1 protein-coding gene is annotated in these 3,076 nt (G+C 29.0%); it reads right to left on the reverse strand.

Features of this window, described 5'->3' with window-relative positions:
• Positions 1–47: 47 nt before the first annotated feature.
• Positions 48–2,855, reverse strand: coding sequence for a DEAD/DEAH box helicase (locus tag B3N22_RS23510; protein WP_286911110.1), 2,808 nt, complete (start codon positions 2,853–2,855; stop codon positions 48–50).
• Positions 2,856–3,076 lie beyond the last annotated feature (221 nt).

The following is a 3,076-nucleotide window of genomic DNA, read 5'->3' on the forward strand; positions in this document are numbered from 1 at the left end:
TTCCTTTTGTCAACAAGCTGATGCTAGGATTTCATCCTAGCATTTTTTTATACCTTTACTACAAACTCATTATAAATCCTAGTTGGTAATGTATGTTCCAACTCCATAATCACAGTAATTGGTTTATCTCCTTCGAATTCTATGGTATTCCCTTTCCCTATATAAATATAAGGTTCTGTTTTCCCATCTATCTCTTTATATTTACGAATAAATAAATGTAAATGTATCCGCCTCTCTTTATTATAAATAATATTTTTTCCTCTATCAGAACTTTGACTAGTACTATTTGGTGTTTGCCATTGGAAGGTATTCTCATCAATTATTTTATCTTTATAATTGATACTTTCTTTAATATCCTTCTCCTTATGAAGATCTATATAAAGAAAATACTCATTACCATTTGTTAGAAGTCCCGACCCTCTAAAGGAACTATGGATTTTGCGATAATTAGATAATAAAGCAGCATCTATCATTTGATATTGTTCATATAATTTAAAATGTGGGATACCATAATACGTTTCTTTAAATTCCTTTTCATATCGAAAAATCCCATACATTATACAGTCTTCTACATATATTCGAAATGGTTCCTTTTCCAATATTCGCTTAAAAGACTCTGTTTTTACTAATTTATTATTCTCATAAATACAAAGTTGAAGCTTTCCTTTCTTTTGCATAGAATCATAATAATTTTGGTTTAAATTTTCAAAAGCATGTATAATACTATCGTCATCCACTCTTTCTACATACTTCAAAATTTCCTGTTTTGCATCTTCTAGAGTAATTTCATTTGTTTCTAGCAAATTTTTTAATATAACAAACTCATATATCCGTTTAAGGGGAAGTTTACTGGATAACTCTTTTAATACACTTTCAAAATTAATATCCATTAGTAATTCTTTAAGCTTAATATCTTTTTCTACTTTCGCAACAAATTGAAGATAACTTTTTTCTTTATCAATAAATTTGATTGGATCAGGTGATCCATCATATTTTAAATAATCCACTAAAAGGTAGGGGATTTTACCACTGTTAAGCTTCTTAAATTCATAATATTCTTCTTTTAAATACTTCATAGAATTAAAGTTCTCTCTGTCAATTTGTGCTAGGATTCTTTCTTGAGAAATTCGATCCATTTGTATATGTGTACTACCTGGTATATTAGCAAAACTTGTTGTAATAGCAACCTTTAAGCTTTCTTTATCGTAATATCTACTTCCATTTAAAGCGATAGCAATTAAAAAAGTTTTATTATGATTTCCGATAAAATCCAATACTGTAAGAAAGCTTTTCCCCTCATACTTTCTTAACCCTCTACCTAATTGTTGAATAAATACAATTGGAGAATTAGTTGGTCTTAACATTAACACCGTATTTACCGTAGGAATATCTACTCCTTCATTAAAAATATCTACCGAAAAAATAACTTCTAATTCATCAGCATCGTCTTCTAATTTATTTATATAATGAGCCCTTTGATCAACACTCATTTCTCCAGTTAAACATGCACTTTTATAGCCTCTTTTGTTGAATTCTTCTGTCATATATCTTGCATGTTCTATACTAGCACAGAAACCTAAACACTTTCTTTTTTGTCCGTCATGCTGATAAAAACGCATTTTCTCAATAATAAAATCTACTCGCTCATTAACTTTTAATCTTTTCGTTATCTCAGTAATATCATTAATATCGACATTACTTAAATCAACTTCTTCTATATCCGTGATTCCAAAATAATGAAAAGGAACAACTAATTCATCATCTAACGCCTCATGTAGTCGTACTTCAATGGCAACATTATTGTCAAAAAGATCAAAAACATTTTGATTATCTGTTCTCTCTGGAGTAGCTGTCATTCCAAGTGTAAATTCTGGATCAAAATATTGTATGACCGATTGATAACTATTACTAGTTGCATGATGCGCTTCATCGAAAATAATGTAATCAAAATGATCTTTACTAAACTCACTATAGCATTTGGATAAAGTCTGGATCGTAGTAAATATGTAATCAGCATTTTTATCTTTATGATTTCCTGTTAATAAACCAAATTTAAAGTTCTCATTTGGTAATAGTTTTTCAAACGTTTCTTTAGCCTTCTTCAATATTTCTTCTCTATGTACAATAAACAACATTCGTTTTGGCTCATATTGTTTTATATCGAAAGCGGACATATAAGTCTTACCGGTACCAGTAGCAGCAATAACCAATGCCCTTTTTTCACCGAAAGAACGTAATCTATTAAGATTTTCCATTGCTCTTTTTTGCATTCTATTAGGAATGATATACTCACTTTGTTCATATATAAGCTGAGGCTTTTTGCCAGTATAACTGATAATAGAATTTACAAACTTCTCATAGTCATCAATAAATTGGTCATCAGCATCTGTCGTTATATCCCATAAATGATCATATTCCTTTTTAACATTATGGATAAAAGGAGTATTCTCCTTAGAGACAAGTTTCACATTCCATTCTACATTACTTTTTAATGCACTCTGAGTTATATTAGATGAACCAATAATGACCTTATAGTTCTCTTTATTTTCGAATATATATGCCTTCGTATGAAATCCTGTTTCTTTATCTGTAACATATACTTTTAGATCAATATTATTGAATTCATTAATTTTTCTTAAAGCTTTTCCTTCCGTAAAATTCAAGTAAGTAGACGTAATAATCTTCCCTTTTATACCATTCCTTTCCGCTTCCTTTAATGAATCTAAGAGCAACTGCAATCCACTAAAATTAACAAATGCAACACTAAAATAAAATCTTTCACACTCTCTAATCGCCTGTACTAATTCACTTAATAAATTTCCATTACCTGAATTCACAATTAGTTCTTTGTCCATAAGCTCTTAATATCTCCCTGTCTAGTTGTTCGATTTAATCAAATTATTTTGGCATATGCTAATTTCTCTTATTAAAATTTGTAAAATAATAAAGTACTTTTAAATGGAGATAGTCATATTTAAAAAACATAAACTTTTTATCTCTTGCACTATCTATTCCCTTCTTTCCATAAGTACTAATTCGCTACTATTATTGTACTAGATAATGGTAATTAAGCTAT

Source organism: Clostridium sp. UBA1652 (assembly GCF_002320975.1).
Taxonomy (GTDB): domain Bacteria; phylum Bacillota; class Clostridia; order Clostridiales; family Clostridiaceae; genus Clostridium_T; species Clostridium_T intestinale.

What these genes read in the sequence shown, in the direction of transcription:
- B3N22_RS23510 (WP_286911110.1), bottom strand. Translation starts at nt 2,855, where the DNA reads ATGGACAAAGAACTAATTGTGAATTCAGGTAATGGAAATTTATTAAGT.